The following is a 14032-nucleotide window of genomic DNA, read 5'->3' on the forward strand; positions in this document are numbered from 1 at the left end:
GGACACGGGGCGCGCGCCCGTGTCCCGTCGTCGTGTCAGCGGCGCTCCGCGCGCCTCACTCCGTGATCCGCGCGAGGAGGGCGACCGGGCGGTCGGCGAAGAGTTCCGCCAGCTTGAGCTCGCTCTCGGGGCCTCCCGTGAACTCCCGTACGCCGTCCAGGACATCGGCCCACCGGCCCTCCGGGAGCACCAGTTCGGTGTCCCGCCAGCCGCCCGCCTCCGCGAGCCGCAGCGACAGCCGGGTCACCGCCGACACCACCTGGCCCCCGCGGGCGAAGGCCAGGCAGTGCGCGGCCGCCGGGCCCTCCGCGACCAGCGGGGTGTGGCCGCCGCCCGGGCCGAAGGCCGCCGGACGCTCGCGGCGCAGCCCCAGCGCGGCCCGCACCAGCGCCGTCCGGTCGTCGTCCGGGCCCGGCTCGTACGGCGCGCGGTTGTCGGGGTCGACGAGCGCCCGGTACTCCCGCTCGGTGGCCTGGTACAGCTCCGGCACACCGGGCATGGTCAGCTGCACCAGCGCCGCGCCGTCCGCCTGGGCCCGGATGTGCGGCTCCAGGGCGAACGCCGCCTCGGACGCCGCCCGCAACGGCACCCGGCCGGGCCCGGCCGCCGTGAACTCGGCCACCGCCCGCTCGTACGCCGGGTCCTGCTCGGTCCAGGACGTCCGCAGCCCCTCCTCCCGCACGGCCTTGAGCACGGCCGGGCCGATCCTCTCCGGATCCGGGGTGCCGAAGCCGAACGCGGTCTGCCACGCCGTCCAGGCCAGGTGCGGATCCGGCACCGGCACCCCGGCGACCTCGGCCAGCAACCCGGCCCACACGTCCGGGCACTGCGCGAGCACCGCGATCGCCGCCCGCACGTCCGCGCTGCGCTTGGTGTCATGGGTGGTGAGGACCGTGCCGGTCGCCGGCCAGTCGCGGGCGAGCCGGGCGCAGGCCGCATGGAACTCCTCGACCGGGACGGCCGGCCGGCCCGGGTCGCCGCCGACCTCGTTGGCAGAGAGCAGCGGCGCGTACCGGTAGAAGGCGGTGTCCTCCGTCGACTTGGCCCGCAGCGCCGAGGACGTCTGCGCGAACCTGGCCCGAAAACGCACGAGTTCGGGGTCCTCGCCGAGGAGCAGCTCCCGTACGGCGTCCACGGCCGCCGCCTCCTCCGGGACGGCGAAGGCGGCCCGCGCGCCCCGGACGACCTCGGGGGTGAGGAGCCGCTCCGCGTCGCCGGCGCCGTAGGGCCGGTAGACCGGCACGCGCACGAGGAGCTCCTCGATCGCGGTCCGCAGCGCCCACGGCGCGTGGTCGTGGTGCGCGGGACGGGCCGCGCAGAGCCGTACCGCCTCCCGGGTCAGCCGGTTCGTCTCGGCCGCCAGGTCGTGCCGCACCACCTCGTACGCGGCGCGCCGGGCGGTCGCCTCCCACGCCCCGCCCCGGTCCCCGGTCCGGCCGGTGAACGCGCGGTACACGTCCGCGAGTTCGGCCGCGCCGACCGGGTCGGTGAGGACGCCGTCGACCAAGCGCAGGGCGTCGTAGCCGGTGGTGCCGGCCACCGGCCAGGAGGCCGGCAGGGTCTCGTCCCCGGTGAGGATCTTCTCGACGACGATCCAGCACCGGCCGCCGGTCTCCGCCGACAGCCGCTCCAGGTAGCCGTGCGGGTCGGCGAGCCCGTCGGGGTGGTCGATCCGCAGCCCCTCGATCACCCCGTCGGCGACCAGCCGCAGGATCGTCGCGTGGGTCTCCCGGAACACCTCGGGGTCCTCCACCCGCACCCCGATCAGGTCCGAGACGGTGAAGAAGCGCCGGTAGCCCAGCTCGGTGCGGGCGAGCCGCCACCAGCCGAGGCGGTAGTGCTGCCGGGCCAGGAGCTCGTCGAGCGGCAGGTCCTCGGTGCCCGGCCGGAGCGGGAACTCCTGCCCGTCCAGGCGGAGCACCCCCTCCTCGACCCGCAGCCGGTCCCGCACCTCCGGGAGCCGCGCGGGCAGCACCGGCAGCAGGATCCTGCCGTCCCCGGCGGACCGGTCGACGTCGAACCAGCGGGCGTACGGGGAGTCCGGGCCGTGCCGCAGGAGGTCCCGCAGCGCGTGGTTGTGGAGCGGCGAGGCCGCCATGTGGTTGGGGACCAGGTCCACCACGAGACCGAGCCCGTGCGCGCGGGCGGTGGCGGTGAGCGCCCGCAGCCCCGCCTCGCCGCCCAGCTCCGCCCGGACCGCCCGGTGGTCGGTGACGTCGTAGCCGTGGGCGGAACCGGGCACCGCCTCCAGGACGGGGGAGAGGTGCAGATGGGAGACGCCGAGCCCGGCGAGGTGCGGCACCACCCGTTCGGCGGCGGCGAACGGGAACGCGGGCTGGAGCTGGAGCCGGTAGGTGGCGCGGGGGACGACGGGCGGCCCTGGCCGGGGCGGCGCGGCGGGCGGCCCGGACGCGGCGGTGGAGGGCGTGCCGCCGGGACGGGGACGTGCGGACGGCGTCCGGTCGGACGGCCGGTGCGCGGACGGCCGGTGCTCGGACGGCGGGGGTGCGGACGGGTTGGACGTCATGCGAACGTACGTACCCCGTACGGAAGCTTCCGTGTCATCACCCGATGCACCCGTTCGTGGGTATCCGGTTACTTTCGGCCGATGCTCCGGACGTACCGCGACACCCTCTGTCTGCTCGGCCCCGCCCTTCCGGTCCTGTCCTTCCTCGGCCGGCTGCCCACCGCGATGTGCCAGCTCGGCAGCGTGCTGCTGGTCGCGGAGACCAGCGGCTCGCTCGCCACGGCGGGGCTCGCGGGCGGCGCGCTGGCCGCCGGGCAGACCGTCGCGGGCCCGCTGCTCGGGCGGCTCGCGGACCGGCGCGGCCAGCGCGGTCCGGTCCTCGCGGCCTCCCTCGCCAACGCCCTCGCGGTCGCCGCCCTCGTCCTCGCCGCCGTCGCCGACGCCCCGACCGGGCTCCTCGTGCCGCTGGCGCTGCTCGCCGGGGCGACCGTCCCGCAGATCGGGCCGCTCGCCCGGACCCGGTCGGTGGCGCTCGCCCGCCGCGCCGGCTCCGACGACCGGACCGTCGGCGCCGTCCTCTCCTTCGAGGGCACCCTCGACGAGGTCTCCTTCGTCCTCGGTCCCGCGCTCGTCGGCCTCGCCGCCGCCCTCGCCCACCCCGGCGCCGCGCTGCTCGGCGCGGCCCTGCTCCTCGCGCTCTGCGGCACCGGCTTCGCCCTCCACCCGACCGCGGCCGCGGCCGCGAGCCCACCGGAAGGCACGGCCACCCGCACGGGCGCCGCCGAACGGACGCGGCTGCCCGGCTCCGCGTACGCCCTGCGGGTGACGATGGTCCTCCAGGGCGCCATGTTCGGCGCCTCCCAGGCCGGGATCACCGCCCTCACCGCCGGTCTCGGCGTCCCCGCCCAGGCGGGCCTCGTCTACGCGGCGATGGGGGTGATGAGCGCCGCCGTCGGCCTGTCGCTCGCCGCCCTGCCCGCCACGGTCGGGCTCACCCTCCGCTGGCGGGCCGCGACCGCCGGGCTCGTCCTGCTCTCCCTGCCGCTGCTCGCGGTCGACTCCCTCACCGGCCTGTACGCGGTGGTGACCGTGCTCGGCGCCGCCTACGCCCCGCACCTGATCACGGTCTTCGCACTGACCGAGCGGTCCGTCCCCGCGGGCCGGCTCGCCGAGTCCATGGCCTTCCTGACCAGCGGGATCGTCGGCGGCCAGGCCCTCGCCCTGGCGTTCTCCGGGCGGCTCGCCGAACAGCACGGCGCCCCCGCCGCCTTCGCGGTGGCGGTGGGGGCGGCCGCGGCCTGCGCGGTGCTCTCCTGGACCGTACGGACGGGGAGGGCGCCGCGCGGGCCGGAGGTCACGCGGGGCGGCGCAGCACCGTCAGGCTCAGCGGCGCGAGGGTGACGCGCTCGCCCGCTCCGATCTCCGGACCCTCCCGGGGCGGCAGCCCGTCCGGCTCCGAGGTGTCCACCACCGTCCGCCAGCACCGCCCGTGGCTGTCCGGGACCGCGAACTCCAGCTCCTGCGAGGAGGCGTTGAACATCAGCAGGAAGGAGTCGTCGGCGATCCGCTCGCCCTGCGGGCCCGGCTCCGAGATGGCGTTGCCGTTGAGGAAGACGGTCAGCGCCCTGGCGTGCGCCGCCTGCCAGTCGCGGGCCGTCATCTCGTCGCCCTCGGGGGTGAACCAGGCGATGTCGGTGAGTTCGTCGTGGGTGCCCTCCACCGGCCGGCCGTGGAAGAAGCGGCGGCGCCGGAAGACCGGGTGCTCGCGGCGGAGCCGCACCATCGCCCGGGTGAAGCGCAGCAGCGTCGCCTCCGCCTCGCTGTTCTCCTTGGGCCACCGCACCCAGGACACCTCGCCGTCCTGGCAGTAGGCGTTGTTGTTGCCGCCCTGGGTGCGGCCGAACTCGTCGCCGTGGCTGAGCATCGGCACGCCCTGCGACAGCATCAGCGTGGCGAGGAAGTTGCGCATCTGGCGGGCCCGCAGCTCCTTGATCCCGACGTCGTCGGTCTCGCCCTCCGCCCCGCAGTTCCAGGACCGGTTGTGGCTCTCCCCGTCCCGGTTGCCCTCCCCGTTGGCCTCGTTGTGCTTCTCGTTGTACGAGACGAGGTCGCGCAGCGTGAAGCCGTCGTGGCAGGTCACGAAGTTGACCGAGGCCAGCGGGCGTCGGCCGTCGTCCTGGTACAGATCGGAGGAGCCGGTCAGCCGGGACGCGAACTCGGCGAGCGTGCGCGGCTCGCCCCGCCACAGGTCCCGCACGCAGTCCCGGTACTTGCCGTTCCACTCGGTCCACAGCGGCGGGAAGTTCCCCACCTGGTAGCCGCCCTCGCCGACGTCCCACGGTTCCGCGATCAGCTTCACCTGGCTGACCACCGGGTCCTGCTGCACCAGGTCGAAGAAGGACGACAGCCGGTCCACCTCGTGGAACTGCCGGGCCAGGGTGGCCGCCAGGTCGAAGCGGAAGCCGTCCACGTGCATCTCGGTCACCCAGTACCGCAGACTGTCCATGATCATCTGGAGGACGTGCGGGGACCGCATGAGCAGCGAGTTCCCGGTGCCCGTGGTGTCCATGTAGTACCGCGGGTCGTCGGCGAGCCGGTAGTAGGAGGGGTTGTCCAGGCCGCGGAGGGAGAGCGTCGGACCCAGGTGGTTGCCCTCCGCCGTGTGGTTGTAGACCACGTCCAGGATGACCTCGATGCCCGCCTGGTGCAGCGCCCGCACCGCCGACTTGAACTCCAGGACCTGCTGGCCCCGGTCGCCCCAGGAGGCGTAGGCGTTGTGCGGGGCGAAGAAGCCGATCGTGTTGTAGCCCCAGTAGTTCGAGAGCCCCGCGTCCACCAGCCGGTGGTCGTTCACGAACTGGTGGACCGGCATCAGTTCGAGCGCCGTGACGCCCAGTTCCTTCAGGTGCCCGATGACCGAGGGGTGCGCGAGCCCGGCGTAGGTGCCGCGCAGCTCCTCCGGAAGGTCCGGGTGCAGCTTGGTCAGGCCCTTCACATGGGCCTCGTAGATCACCGTGTGGTGGTACTCGGTGCGCGGCCGGCGGTCGTCGCCCCAGTCGAAGTACGGGTTCACCACCACCGAGGTCATCGTCCGGCCGGCCGAGTCCAGGTCGTTGCGCGCGTCCGGGCGCCCGAAGGGATACCCGTACACCGCCTCGCCCCAGTCGATCGCGCCCGACATCGCCCGCGCGTACGGGTCGAGGAGGAGCTTCGACGGATTGCAGCGGAGGCCGCGCTCCGGCGCGTACGGCCCGTGCACCCGGAAGCCGTACCGCTGCCCCGGCATCACGCCGGGCAGATAGGCGTGACGGACGAAGGCGTCCGTCTCGCGCAGTTCGACGGACGTCTCCGTGCCGTCGTCGTCGATGAGACACAGTTCCACGCGGTGCGCCGCCTCCGAGAAGACCGCGAAGTTGGTGCCCGCTCCGTCATAGGTGGCGCCCAAGGGGTACGCCCGTCCCGGCCAGACCTGCATGGATACGAATATTCCTCTTCTGTCCGGGTTCATGCGTGCTCTTCGGCCAGATCCTGCCCGAAAGACGAGCAACCTCGCGGGAACTCGCCCCGTCCTACCGGGTGACCGCAGGCCAAGCGGGGGATAGAGGGGGAAATGTGTACGAAATAGTGCGCCGCCACCTGGGGAAGGTGGTGGCCGGAGCGGCCATGGCGGTGACGGGCACCGCCGTCGCGGTCGCGATCAGCCTGCCGGGCACGGCAGGCGCGGAGGACTCGCCCGCCGCCCGCGGGGCCGCCTCCGGGAGCGCGCCCGCGGACGGCGCCCGGGGCACGGACGGCGCCGGGGGCGCGGAGGGAGCGGGCGGCCGGGGAGCCGCCGCGCTCGCCCCCGCCACCGTCGTCCCGCCCGCCCCCGAGGGCGCGCGGGGCAGCGGCACCGATCCGCTGACCGACGACGAACTGGCCCGGGCCCGCGCGCTCGCCCTCGGCACCGCCGACTCCGCCGCCCGGCAGGACGTCGACGGCGACCGGGGCCGCCCGCAGCACCTCGGCACCGAACTCGCCGACCCGGTCCCCGGGCGGGAGGCCGACCGCCGCGCCCAGGTCCGCTTCTACGACTACGCCCGCGACGAGCTCGTCACCCGGACCGTCGACCTGGCCACGGGCAAGGTCGAGACCACCGCCGCCCGGCGCGGGGTGCAGCCCTCGGCCCACCCCGAGGAACTGCGCGCCGCCCTCGAACTGATCCTCGCGAGCCCCCTCGGCAAGGGCGTGAAGGAGGACTACCGGGACGCCACCGGCACCGAGCTCACCAGCGCCGACCAGCTCTGGTTCAACGGCGACGTCTACCGCACCTACCGCGAGAAGAACGTCCCCGAGGCGCTCTCCCGCTGCGGCGAACACCGCTGCGTCCGGCTCGTCACCAAGGTCCGCAACGGCGCCTGGATCGACACCCGGAACCTCATCGTCGACCTCTCCGCGAAGAACGTCGTCCGCGTCGGCTGACCACCGCCGGCCGCCGTTCCACCACCCGCCCCGGCTCCGCCGGGGCCCGCACGCAAGGAGTCACGCCCGCATGACCCGCCCGCTCCACCGGCGAGCCAGGGGGATCCTCGCCGCCCTCGCGGCCACCGCCTTCCTCGGCACCGCCACCGCCGCCGCGGCACCCGCGCCGACGCCCACCCCGCCGCCCACGCCCGGGCCCCGGCCCACCCTCGCCAAGCCCCCGGTCTCGGCCGTCTGCTCGCCCGCCCACCGGGTCACCCGGAAGCTCGACGGCGGCGCCTCCTGGGACATGTGCTGGCGCTACAGCACCGACGCCGGCCTGATCCTCGACCGGGTCACCTACCAGCCGCCCGGCGGCGCCCCGGTCCGCGTCCTCACCAGCGCCCGGCTCGCCCAGATCCACGTACCGTACGACGACGGCGGCGCCGAGTACGACGACCTCACCGGCGCCGGCTTCGGCTGGGGCCTGCAGGACCTCAAGCCCGCCGAATGCCCCGGCGGCACCCTCTCCTCCGTCAAGGTCCCCGAGGTCGGCACCGTCAAGGGCCTCTGCACCACCACCCGCGCCCGCGGCCACGCCTACCGCATGGCCAGCGACTCCGGCGCCGGCGTCTACCAGGCCCAGGCCAAGGACCTGCTCGTCTACACCGTCAACAAGGTCGGCTGGTACGAGTACATATCCGAGTGGCGCTTCTCCTCCGACGGCACCATTGGCGCCAACGTCGGCGCCACCGGCAGCCTCTCGCCCGTCGACTACAACGCCACCGACGGCCGCGGCTGGCCCATCGGCAAGGGCGCCCGCGGCTACGCCACCAGCCACGCCCACAACGTCTTCTGGAAGCTCGACTTCGGCCTCGACGGCGGCCGCGACCGCGTCGAGCAGTACGACTCCACCGTCACCCCGCCCGCCGGCGACGGCAGCCCCACCGTGCACACCAAGCGCACCACCGTGACGAAGGAACTCGCCGGCGACGCGAAGAACATGCGCTGGTGGCGGGTGGTCAGCGGCACCGGCAAGAACGCCGACGGCCACGCCCGCAGCTACGAGATCGTCCCCGGCCACACCGACACCCACGCGGGCCGCGGCTTCACCCGGCACGACGTCTACTTCACCCAGTCCCGCGCCTGCGAGCAGTACGCCAGCAACAACATCGGCAACTGCCCGGCCGGCGCCGGCGACAGCGTGGACAAGTGGGTGAACGGGGAGACGCTCACCAACCCCACCGTCTGGGTCAACATCGGGTTCCACCACGTCGCCCGGGACGAGGACCAGCAGCCCATGCCCGTCCACTGGCAGGGCTTCCAGCTCGCCCCCAGGGACGTAACCGCTATGAATCCCCTCACTCCGTCCGATCTCGCCTCCCAGAACGGACAGCCCGACACCCGGAGTTGAGCAAGCCGCCGACCGATCCTGCTGCACCGCCTCCCGCTCGCGGAGTACCCTTCCTTGATCTTGTCGGAAGAATCGGGACGGGCGTCCAGAGCAGAAGGCGGTGCGCGGGTGAGCTCGGGAGGCCTTGAGCTGCCCCCAGGTGACGCGGGTCACGAGGGGGGACCGGCCGACCCAGGGGAGGCGCCGCCCACGGTGATCCTCCCCACGGGCCCGGCCGCACCCCCCGGGGCGGTCCAGGTGGCCCGCCCCGTGGAGATCGGCGCCGAACTCGACTGGGGCGCCGAGGCCTGGAGCGAGGTCCGCACCCGCGCCCAGCGCGCCGGCCGCGCCTACATCTGGCTCAACCTCGTCGAACAGCGGATGAGGGCCGTCGTCGCCGCCGTCCTCAGGCCCGTCTACGAGCCCGTCCACGGAGACGAGTGGGTCGTCGCCGCGGCCGGCCCGGCCGGCCAGGAATGGGTCCGCCGGGCCGTCGCCGTCCGCGAGGTCTCCCGCCGCAAGGGCTACCTCCTCGACCCTGCCGACGACAACGTCCTCTCCTTCCTCACCCTCCCCCAGCTCCGCGAGCTGATGGTCCAGCACTGGCCCTGCTTCGAGCCCTACTTCGACGACCGGCGCGAGGTCGAACTCGCCCTCGACGAACTGGAGGTGACCCGCAACGTCGTCTCCCGCAACCGGGCCCTCTCGCCCACCGTCCTCGCCCAGGCCGAACGGGCCTCCGCCCGCATCCTGGAGATCCTCGGCGGCGGCGCCGGCGTCCCCTCCGCCGAGCGGCTCCCCGTCGACGCCGTCGAGGACCTCGTCGGCGACCGGTACGCCGACGTCGTCTCCGTCCACCCCGACCGCGTCCGGCTCCAGCGCCAGCTCCCCGCCGAGGACCTCTTCGGCGGCGCCCGCCGCCTCGACGCCACCGGCATAGGCCTGAACCTGCTCGTGCAGAACTTCTCCGGCCGCCGCATGGTCCGCCTCGCCGAGTCCGGCTGCCGGATACGGCTCCTCTTCCTCAACCCCGCCAGCAGCGCCGTCAAGCGCCGCGAGCGGGAGCTCGGCATCCGCAAGGGCGAGCTGAGCCGCTCCGTCGAGATGAACATCCTCCACATGCGCCGGGTCCGCTCCAAGCTCCGCGACCCCGACGCCTTCCAGATCCACGTCTTCGACGAGACCCCCCGCTTCACCGCCTACCTCGTCGACGGCGACGGCCCCGACGGCGTCGGCGTCGTCCAGTCCTACCTCCGCAGGGCCCGCGGCATGGAGGCCCCCGTCCTCGTCCTGCGCGGCGGCGGCCGCGCCGTCGTCCGCCACGACACCCCCGGACGTGACGCGGACCACGGACTCTTCGAGACCTACCGGGAGGAGTTCGAGTCCGTCTGGCTGGACTCCCGGCCCGTTTCCTGAGCCCCGTGCCCCGCCCCTCGCGGCCGCGTTGTCAGAGGCGCGTGCGAGGGTGTGAGCACCACGGGGGAGATCACGTAAGGAGGACCCGATGGCCTGGCATGGGGAAGCACTGGTCGGCTTCGACCTGGAGACGACCGGAACGGACCCGCTCGAATCCCGCATCGTCACCGCGTCGATCGTCGAGGTCCGCGGCGGCACGGTCACCGGCCAGCTCGACTGGCTCGCCGACCCCGGCGTCCGCATCCCCGAACAGGCCTCGGCCATCCACGGCATCAGCAGCGAGCGCGCCGCCGCCGAGGGCCGCCCGGTCCGCGAGGTCGCCGACGAGGTCGCCGCGACCCTGACCCGGTACTGGATCCAGGGCGTCCCCGTCGTCGCGTACAACGCCTCCTTCGACCTGAGCCTGCTCTCCGCCGAGCTGCGCCGGCACGGACTGCCCTCGCTCGCCGAGCGGATGGGCGGCACCGGGATAGGCCCCGTCGTCGACCCGTACACCATCGACCGGGCCGTCGACCGCTACCGCCGCGGCAAGCGCACCCTGGAAGCGGTCTGCGGCGAGTACGGCGTCGAGCTCACCCGCGCCCACCAGGCGTCCGCCGACGCCCTCGCCGCCGTCCGGGTCGCCCTCGCGATAGCCGAGCGGCACCCGCAGGTGGCCGCCCTCCACCCGGCCGAGCTGCACCAGCGGCAGATCGGCTGGTACCGCGCCTGGGCCGAGAACTTCCAGGACTTCCTGCGGCGCAAGGGCGACCGGGACGCGGTGGTCGACCCGGTCTGGCCGCTGCGCGGCGAGCCGGTGGCCGCGACCCCCTGACGGGGCGTCGGCCGACCGCCCCGCCCCGCTCCTCAGGACCCCTGTCAGGCGTGCTCCTTGAGGAACGACAGCAGCAGGTCGTTCAGGACCTCCGGCTGGTCCAGCTGGAGCCAGTGCCCCGCGTCCTCGACCCGCTCGTACCGCCAGGGGCCGCCGGCCACCTCGCCCGTCCGCTCCATCGAGCGCTCCGTGAGGAAGCGGTCCCCGGTGGACCACACGCCCATCACCGGCACCCCGGCCGGCAGCGGCGCCGCCGGAACCTCAGGACCGAACTGCGCCTCCGCCGGGAAGCCCGAGCGGTAGATGTTCAGCGCGGCCGTCAGCGCCCCCGGCGCCCGCAGCGCCTCGATCACCTGCTCCGCGTCCGCGTGCTCGGCCAGCATCTCCCGCAGCTGGGCGTGGTCGTCCCGGGAGAGCCAGTCCTCCGCCAGCCCGGCCAGCTGGAACAGCAGCATGTACCAGGAGCGCTGCTTCTGCTCCCAGCCCGCGCCCAGCACCGCCGTCACGTGCCCCACCGACAGCAGGCCCAGGCCGCTCACCCGCTCCGGCACCACCGAGGCGAGCCCCTGCGCGACGGCCGACCCCCAGTCGTGCCCCACCACGTGGAAGCGGTCCACCTCCAGGTGCGCGAGGAGCTCCAGCATGTCGCCCACGTGCTTCGCCGGGCTGTACGCCTCCGGGCCGCCCTCCGGACGGTCCGAGGCGCCGAAGCCGCGGAGCGTCGGGGCGACCGTCCGGTAGCCCGCGGCGTTCAGCGCCGGAACCTGACGGCGCCACAGGAGGTGGCTGTCGGGGAAGCCGTGGAGGAGCAGGACCACCGGCCCCTCCCCGCTCACCTCGACGTCGAGAGTCACCTCGGACAACCGCACGCGCATCACAACACCCCGTTCCCGTCGGCCCGTTCGTCGACGATCATGATGACAGCCCGGGGGGAACGCCCACCAGTCGGCGGCAGGACGACGGGAACCGGTCAGAAGGGGTACCAGCGGACCTCGGGATCGCCCTCCCGCAGCGACGCCACCCGCCGCTCGAACTCGGCCAGCGCCTTCGGGTCGTGCGGCGCGTGCTGCGCCACCCAGGCACAGCTCGCGGTCTCCCGCGCCCCGCGCAGCACCGCGCACCCCTCCCACTCCCGCACGTCCCAGCCGTACGCCTCGGTGAAGGCGTCGTAGGCCGCCGGGTCCAGGCCGTACCGGTCCCGGGAGAGCGCGAGCACCACCAGGTCGTGCTCGCGCAGATCGGAGGAGAAGGTCTCCAGGTCCATCAGGACCGGCCCCCGCGGACCCACCCGCACATTGCGCGGCAGGGCGTCGCCGTGGATCGGGCCCGGGGCCAGGTGCGGGGTGAGCGCGGCCGCCGCCGGGGCGAAGGCGTCCCGGCGCTCCCGCAGGAAGGCCGCGTCCGCCGGGTCGATCGCCTCACCGGCCAGCCGCAACCACCGCTCCACCCCGCCGAGCAGCTCCCGCCGGGGCAGGACGAGGTCCGTCGGCTCGGGCAGCGCGTGCACCGCCCGCAGCAGCGGCGCCAGGTCGCGCGGCTCGGTCGGCCGGACGGCGTCCGGCAGCGGGTGCCAGAAGGTCAGCGGATGCCCCTCGACGAGACGCGGCTCCCGCTCCGCCGCCCGCACCGCCGGGACCCCGGCCTCCGCGAGCCGGCCGGCCAGCGCCACCTCCCGCTTCGCCCGCTCGAACAGCTCGGCGGACCGGCCCACCTTCACGACCAGGCCGTCCACCGCGAAGACCGCGTTCTCGCCCAGCGCGAGGAGCCGCGCCCCGCCGGCCGCCAGCCCCGCCGCCGCCAGGATCTCCCGCGCCCTCGCCTCGTCCATCACTCTCTCCCTGCCCGGTGGTACGTCTTCCGCCCGAAGTCTCCCACCCGTGGCCGCACCCCCCGTCATTACGAAACCTTGTTTGATAAGTCACAACTGCGTGACGGCCCTTCCGCTCCCGCCCGCCCATCGGGAAGGGTTCGATCCAGCCACCGCGCCGCCCCCCACGAGGCGCGGTGGCCGCTAGGGCCTGTCGTCGAACTCCCGCCTGCCCCACGACGCCATGCACGCCCTCTCGCCGCACAGGGCACAAGGCCGAGTACGTCCCGTACGAGGCCTCGCGCCCGGCACGCCGAGAGCACGCACCTGACGCCGCGGGGCCGCCCTCCGGGCGACGCCGGGAGTTCGACGACAGCCCCTAGAGTGGCCCGCATGACCACGACGTACGCGCTCCTCCTCCGCGGCATCAACGTGAGCGGCCGGCGGAAGCTGCCCATGGCCGAGCTGCGCGAGCTCCTCGAAGGCCTCGGCCACCGCGACGTCCGCACCTACCTCCAGAGCGGCAACGCCGTCTTCACCACCGACGGACCCGCCTCCGAGACCACCCTCGCCACCGCCGTCGAGCGGGCCGTCGCCCAGCGCTTCGGCTTCACCTGCGACTGCCTGGTCCGCGACGCCGCCTACCTGGCCGCCGTCGCCGAGGCCTGCCCCTTCCCGGCGGCCGACCTGGAGGGCAAACAGCTGCACGCCGTCTACTGCTCCGCCCCGGTCACCCCCGACCGCTTCGCCTCGATCGACCCCGAGGCGTTCGCCCCCGAGGCCTTCGCGCTCGGCGACCGCGTGGTGTACCTCTACACGCCGGACGGCCTCGGCCGCTCCAAGCTCGCCGAGGCCGTCCTGCGCCCGTCCGTCACCAAGGGTCTCGTCGCCACCGCCCGCAACTGGAACACCGTCCGCAGACTGGTGGAACTGACCACCGGCTAGCCGGCCGCGACCGCCAGGCGTTCCGGGGCGCGCAGGGCCTCCCGGTAGCGCTCCACGAGGAGGGCGGCGAGTTCGGGCGAGGGGCCCAGGACGTCGGACAGGACGTCGGCCTCCGCCGCGCCGGCGGCGATGCGGTCGGGGAGGCGGCCCGGGGCGATCACGTACGGGGCCACCGCCACGCGGCGGACGCCCCGTTCGCCCCGCAGGGCCCGGACCGCGGCCTCGGTCCTGGGAAGGGATGCGGAGGCGAACGCGGGTCGCACGGAGCACCAACCGGTGCGCCGCAGCTCCCGCGCCGTTTCTGCGATCGCCGCGATCGCCTCCGGGTCGGTGGAGCCCGCCGAGGCCAGGACGACCCCGGTGGTGCTCTTGTCGGCGGGCGTGAGCCCGGCCTCGTACAGGCGCCGTTCCACCGTCGCGAGGAGCAGCGGGGACGGGCCCAGGACCTCCGCCTGGCGGATCCGCAGCGAGGCGGGGGCCTGGCGCAGGACGGCGGGGATGTCGGCCTTCGCGTGGAAGGCCCGGGTCAGCAGCAGCGGCAGCGCCACCACCTCCCGCACCCCCTCGGCGGCGAGCCGGTCCAGGACGCCCGCCACCGACGGCAGGTTGAAGTCCAGGAACGCGGTCTCCACCCGCGCCCCCGGCCGCAGCGCGCCGGCCCGGCGCACCAGCGCCTGGACGGTCGCCGCGTGCCGCGGGTCGCGGCTGCCGTGGGCGATGACGAGGAGGGCCGGGGACGTGCGCATCGGA

General features: G+C 74.6%; 11 protein-coding genes. 6 read left to right on the top strand and 5 right to left on the bottom strand.

The window, feature by feature from the left end; translation table 11 throughout:
* Positions 1-55: 55 nt before the first annotated feature.
* Complete coding sequence (treY, locus tag ACFZCF_RS25530; RefSeq protein WP_391289010.1) at positions 56-2527, bottom strand: malto-oligosyltrehalose synthase; 2472 nt, start codon at positions 2525-2527, stop codon at positions 56-58.
* A gap of 81 nt (positions 2528-2608) precedes the next feature.
* Between treY and ACFZCF_RS25535 the strand changes: the two genes are divergently transcribed.
* A complete protein-coding gene (locus ACFZCF_RS25535; RefSeq protein ID WP_391289012.1) occupies positions 2609-3868 on the top strand; it encodes an MFS transporter in 1260 nt (419 codons plus the stop codon).
* Here ACFZCF_RS25535 and glgX read toward each other — a convergent pair.
* A complete protein-coding gene (gene glgX / locus ACFZCF_RS25540) occupies positions 3822-5942 on the bottom strand; it encodes a glycogen debranching protein GlgX (RefSeq protein WP_388448813.1) in 2121 nt (706 codons plus the stop codon). The two genes, ACFZCF_RS25535 and glgX, sit on opposite strands and share 47 nt — an antisense overlap.
* A 137-nt stretch (positions 5943-6079) precedes the next feature.
* On the opposite strand from glgX, the gene ACFZCF_RS25545 reads away from it, so the two are divergent.
* The 4 genes from ACFZCF_RS25545 to ACFZCF_RS25560 all read left to right on the top strand — a co-directional run bounded on the left by ACFZCF_RS25545 (position 6080) and on the right by ACFZCF_RS25560 (position 10530).
* The gene (locus tag ACFZCF_RS25545) at positions 6080-6928 is read left to right on the top strand and encodes a Tat pathway signal sequence domain protein (protein ID WP_391289014.1); all 849 of its coding nucleotides are present in this window, start codon (positions 6080-6082) and stop codon (positions 6926-6928) included.
* 70 nt (positions 6929-6998) lie between these two features.
* Positions 6999-8321: a copper amine oxidase gene (locus ACFZCF_RS25550; protein WP_388448809.1), complete on the top strand. Its 1323-nt coding sequence runs from the start codon at positions 6999-7001 to the stop codon at positions 8319-8321.
* Between the two features lie 108 nt (positions 8322-8429).
* Positions 8430-9716 carry an SAV2148 family HEPN domain-containing protein gene (locus ACFZCF_RS25555; protein ID WP_388448807.1) on the top strand — a complete coding sequence of 429 codons (1287 nt, stop codon included), beginning with the start codon at positions 8430-8432 and terminating at the stop codon, positions 9714-9716.
* A gap of 88 nt (positions 9717-9804) precedes the next feature.
* On the top strand, positions 9805-10530 hold the full coding sequence (locus ACFZCF_RS25560; protein ID WP_391289017.1) for an exonuclease domain-containing protein: 726 nt from the start codon (positions 9805-9807) through the stop codon (positions 10528-10530).
* Between the two features lie 44 nt (positions 10531-10574).
* Here ACFZCF_RS25560 and ACFZCF_RS25565 read toward each other — a convergent pair whose 3' ends face one another.
* Together ACFZCF_RS25565 and ACFZCF_RS25570 are read right to left on the bottom strand one after the other, a co-directional pair.
* Positions 10575-11405: an alpha/beta fold hydrolase gene (locus tag ACFZCF_RS25565; protein WP_391289019.1), complete on the bottom strand. Its 831-nt coding sequence runs from the start codon at positions 11403-11405 to the stop codon at positions 10575-10577.
* A 95-nt stretch (positions 11406-11500) separates the two neighbouring features.
* Entirely contained in the window at positions 11501-12358 is an 858-nt protein-coding gene (locus tag ACFZCF_RS25570; protein WP_391289021.1) for a phosphotransferase, read from the bottom strand.
* Between the two features lie 372 nt (positions 12359-12730).
* On the opposite strand from ACFZCF_RS25570, the gene ACFZCF_RS25575 reads away from it, so the two are divergent.
* On the top strand, positions 12731-13282 hold the full coding sequence (locus ACFZCF_RS25575; RefSeq protein WP_391289023.1) for a DUF1697 domain-containing protein: 552 nt from the start codon (positions 12731-12733) through the stop codon (positions 13280-13282).
* Here ACFZCF_RS25575 and ACFZCF_RS25580 read toward each other — a convergent pair.
* Positions 13279-14028, bottom strand: coding sequence for a CbiX/SirB N-terminal domain-containing protein (locus ACFZCF_RS25580; protein WP_391289025.1), 750 nt, complete (start codon positions 14026-14028; stop codon positions 13279-13281). The two genes, ACFZCF_RS25575 and ACFZCF_RS25580, sit on opposite strands and share 4 nt — an antisense overlap.
* Between the last annotated feature and the right edge of the window lie 4 nt (positions 14029-14032).

Origin of the sequence: Streptomyces sp. NPDC007945 (assembly GCF_042958885.1) — a bacterium.
Lineage (GTDB): Bacteria > Actinomycetota > Actinomycetes > Streptomycetales > Streptomycetaceae > Streptomyces.